The sequence below is a fragment of the Polaromonas sp. P1_G4 genome (assembly GCF_056405475.1).
Window position 1 is genome coordinate 1 of the sequence record NZ_JBFUCA010000372.1, and the last position, 4,297, is coordinate 4,297.

Here is a 4,297-nt window from a genome sequence, read left to right on the forward strand (position 1 = left end):
CCCAGGCCGTGGCAACAAGCCACAGCAACACGCGCAGGGTAAGAGCAAGCCATCGCAGTCGTTGCGGCGGCGGGGTAGGCAGGCTGGGGATCGTTGGCTCCATTGACATGAGAATTATGACCGCCGGGGCCAGCGTTCGCCCGGCAGTGAACCATGAAGTTTTGTGAAGTAGTGTGAKGACCGTCGCTCAAACCGCCTGCCCTGATACCTTACTCGCCGCTGGGCCGGCCGCGTCGGACTATTCACGGTTCGTTCAGCGCATCCGCCGCCGCTACGCTGATCAACTCCTCCTCCTGCCTGCGGGCGCCCCCGTGCGCGCCGCCATGCAGGTCGCGCTGGACGCGCTGCTGGCGCAGGGCATGGCGACAGGCGCGGCGCTTCGGGTGCTTCGCCAGCTGGTCATGGAAAGGCTGGTGGTGCTCGACTGTGACGGCGCCCTCGAAAGCCAGGCCCCGCTTGCCGTAGTGACCTGCGCCATGACCGAGCTGGCCGAGCTGGCCCTGGATGTCGCCATGCGCGAGTCGGGAGCCGAACTTGACGGGCTGCATGGCGCACCGCAAGGCCCCGACGGGGAGCGTGCCCGGATGTGGGTTGTGGGCATGGGCAAGCTGGGTGCGCGTGAACTCAACGTTTCCAGCGACATCGACCTCATCTATGTCTACGACCACGACGGCGAAACCCGGGGGCGCAGCGATGGCCGCGGGCAGATATCCAACCACGAGTACTTCGCGCACCAGGTCAAAGCCGTCTTCAGCCTGATTGGTGATGCCACGGAGCATGGTTTTGTGTTTCGGGTGGACCTGGCGCTCCGGCCCAACGGAAGCTCCGGGCCGGCGGCCACTTCACTGAGCGCGCTTGAGGAGTATTTCCAAGCACAGGGTCGTGAATGGGAACGCTTTGCCTGGCTCAAGAGCCGGGTGGTGGCGCCGCTTGAATGCGTGCAGGACGGCTCGGCGCAGGCCCTGCGCGGCTCCGTGCTGCCCTTCGTGTTCAGGCGCTACCTTGACTACAACGTCTTCGATGCGCTGCGCACCTTGCACCGGCAAATCCGCGAGCATGCCGCCAAGCGCTGCGCCGGCCACCCGGAGCGGGCCAACGACGTGAAGATGTCGCGCGGCGGCATTCGCGAAATTGAATTCACCGTGCAATTGCTCCAGGTGGTGCGCGGCGGACAGTTTCCCGAGCTGCGCACCCGTCCCACGGTAGACGCCTTGCAGCGCGTGGCACGCGCGGGCCTGATGCTGCAGGAAACCGCCGATGCGCTGGCACGCGCCTATGATTTTCTTCGCCGCGTGGAGCATCGCATCCAGTACCTCGATGACCAGCAGACCCATGTCCTGCCCACGCGTGATGACGACCTGGCGTGGATCGCAGAAACGCTGGGCTACAGCAATTGCTGCTTCTTCCTCAGCGAACTCGACACCCACCGGGAGCTGGTGGCCGGGGAATTCGACAAACTGCTGGGCGGCAAGCCCGACTGCAAAGGCTGCGGCAAAACGGCCAAGGCGGCGCCGCAGCAGCTCGAAGACGTGCTGGAGCAATTGTCGGAACAATGGCCGGAACAGTTTCGCGCCCGCCTGGCGCTGTGGCGCCAGCACCCCAGGGTGCTGGCCCTGCGCGAAGATTCCCGCGCCCGCCTGGCGCGGCTGGTGCAGCGCACCGCCGCCTGGCTGGCGGAAGGCACGGTCACCGAGGAAGCGGCTGTGCGCATCATCGACTGGATAGAGCCGCTCCTGAGGCGGGAGAGCTACCTGGCGCTGCTGCTGGAACGGCCCGCGGTGCATGAGCGCCTGCTGCGCCTGCTGGGGGCCGCCAAATGGCCCGCGCGCTACCTGCTACAGCACCCCGGCGTCATTGATGAACTGGCCAGCGACGAGCTGCTCAAGGAACGCTTTGACGGCACGGCCTTCGCGCGGGACCTGCAACAGCGCCTGGCCGCGCTCAGGAGCACCGGCGAGGACGACGAGGAAACCTGCCTGAACCTGCTGCGCCGCGCCCATCATGCGGAAGTGTTCCGCACCCTGGCGCGCGATCTGGAAGACGTACTCACCGTCGAGCAGGTGGCCGATGATCTGACGGCTCTCGCCGAAGCGGTGCTGAGCATCACCACCGACTGGTGCTGGCAGCGCCTGAAGAACCGGCACCGTGAAACACCGCAGTTCGCCATCATTGCCTACGGCAAACTGGGCGGCAAAGAACTGGGTTACGGCAGCGATCTCGACATCGTGTTCGTCTATGAGGACGATGACGAGCGGGCCCCCGAAGTCTATGCGGCATTTGTGCGCAAGCTGATCAACTGGTTGACCATCAAGACCGGCGAAGGCGACCTGTTTGAAATCGATACCGCTTTGCGCCCCAACGGCAATTCAGGCTTGCTGGTCACCAGTTTTGAGGCCTATACCCGCTACCAGCAGCAGCGCGGCAGCAATACCGCCTGGACCTGGGAACACCAGGCCATGACACGTGCGCGCTTCGTGTTGGGTGACGAGTCGCTGCGCCTGCGGTTTGACGAAGTCCGGCAGACCGTCATCACCGCTCCGCGCGACATCGTTGCGCTGCGCAATGAAATTGTGGCCATGCGCGAAAAGGTTCGCGACGCCCATCCGGTCAAAAGCCTCCATGCAACGCCGAGCCCCACAGGCGGATCCGTCTCAGGCCCGCCTCCGCTCAAGGCTGAAAAATTTGACGTCAAGCACAGTGCGGGCGGCATGGTGGACGCCGAGTTCGCCGTGCAGTTCCTGGTGCTTTCCCAATCAGCCCGGCACCCGGAATTGAGGGACAACGTCGGCAACATCTCGCTCCTGCAACGCGCAGAAACGGCCGGCCTGCTGCCGGCCGGCGTCGGCCAGCGGGCGGCAAGCGCCTACCGCGAACTGCGGCGTGTCCAGCACCGCGCACGCCTCAACGAAGAACCCACCCAGGTCAACCCGCCTGCGCTTGAGGCAGAGCGCGGCGCGATCCAGCAACTGTGGGTCGCCACTTTCAAATCAAACAATTGATTTAATTCAATCGATTGTTTGATTAATGTGCTCTAATCCGGGCACATGACACCCGACCTGCCCTCTCAAACACCTTCGCGCTCAGCCAAGCCTGAAGGCGAAAGCCGAAAACAGCGCTCCGACGGCGCCCACGCCAGGGCGCACCTGTTGCTCGCGGCACTCAGGCTGTTTTCCGAAAAAGGGTTTGCCAAAACCTCGATTCGCGATATCGCCCATGCTGCGGGAGCCAACGTGGCGGCGATCAGCTATTACTTTGGCGACAAGGCCGGCTTGTACCGGGCCGTTTTCACCGAACCGCTGGGCAGCGCGCGCGATGACATTGCGCTGTACAACCAGCCCCATTTCACCTTGCGGCAGTCCCTTGAAGGCTTTTTTTCGAGCTTCCTAGAACCTTTACGCCAAGGTGAACTGGTGCAGTTGTGCATGAAGCTCCACTTTCGCGAGATGCTGGAACCCACAGGCCTGTGGGCCGAAGAAATCGACCAGGGGATCAAGCCGGCGCATACCGCGCTGGTTATTGTGCTTTGCCGCCATTTAGACGTCACCAAAGCCGACGACGAGGTGCACAGGCTGGCGTTTTCCATCACCGGGCTGGCACTTCAGATGTTCCTCAGCCGCGAAGTCGTGGAGGCGATCCGGCCCCAGCTGTTCGGAACACCTGAAGCCCTGGAACAGTGGGCCGTCAGCCTGGTGGCGTATGCCGAAGCCATGGTAGGCGTCGAAATGGCACGCCGAAATCACCTTTCCGATTACCCCGTGGCCGCGGCGCCGCGATTGAACACAGCACACCATGAAAAAAACTGACTCCGGACGCGATCGCTTGCGCTTGCTGACAGCGGCGCCGCTGTTCGGCGCATGCGCGCTGTTGCTGGGCGGCTGCGCTTCCGACAATCCGCACACACCACCTTCCGTCTCGATTCCCGCGCAATGGCAAACGCCTTTGCCGGCGGCGGGCACCACAGCAGCATTGCCTCACGGCGGCAGCCTGAAAGGGCTGTCGCAATGGTGGCAGCAACAAAATGACCCCTTGCTGGTGGAACTGATCATGGCGGCGGAATCGGTCAGCCCGACCGTTTCCACCGCGCGCTCCAACATTGAGCAGGCGCGGGCTTCACGCGTGGCCTCGGGCGCAGCCATGCTGCCTACCCTTGATGGCACCGCCAGCGTCAGCCGCGGACGCTCGGCACCCGTGAACCGTACAGCGCCACCGATTGCCACAACCGCCCAGGTGGGTTTGCAGACCTCCTGGGAGATCGACCTCTTCGGTCAGTACGCCGCGAGCCGGGATGCCGATCAGC

The 4,297-nt window shown here is 63.9% G+C and carries 3 protein-coding genes; all 3 read left to right on the forward strand.

The features are described from left to right. Positions 1-173 precede the first annotated feature (173 nt). Positions 174-2,999, forward strand: a complete 2,826-nt coding sequence (gene glnE / locus AC1D1X_RS16815) for a bifunctional [glutamate--ammonia ligase]-adenylyl-L-tyrosine phosphorylase/[glutamate--ammonia-ligase] adenylyltransferase (RefSeq protein WP_477698703.1) — start codon at positions 174-176, stop codon at positions 2,997-2,999. A 45-nt stretch (positions 3,000-3,044) separates the two neighbouring features. Next, positions 3,045-3,803, forward strand: coding sequence for a CerR family C-terminal domain-containing protein (locus AC1D1X_RS16820; RefSeq protein ID WP_477670616.1), 759 nt, complete (start codon positions 3,045-3,047; stop codon positions 3,801-3,803). Further along, positions 3,790-4,297: TolC family protein (locus AC1D1X_RS16825; protein WP_477698704.1), on the forward strand; the 508-nt coding region annotated here is incomplete at its 3' end. The genes AC1D1X_RS16820 and AC1D1X_RS16825, both read left to right, overlap by 14 nt.

Coding starts and splice junctions, on each gene's coding strand:
- AC1D1X_RS16820 (WP_477670616.1), top strand. CDS start 3,045: ATGACACCCGACCTGCCCTCTCAAACACCTTCGCGCTCAGCCAAGCCT.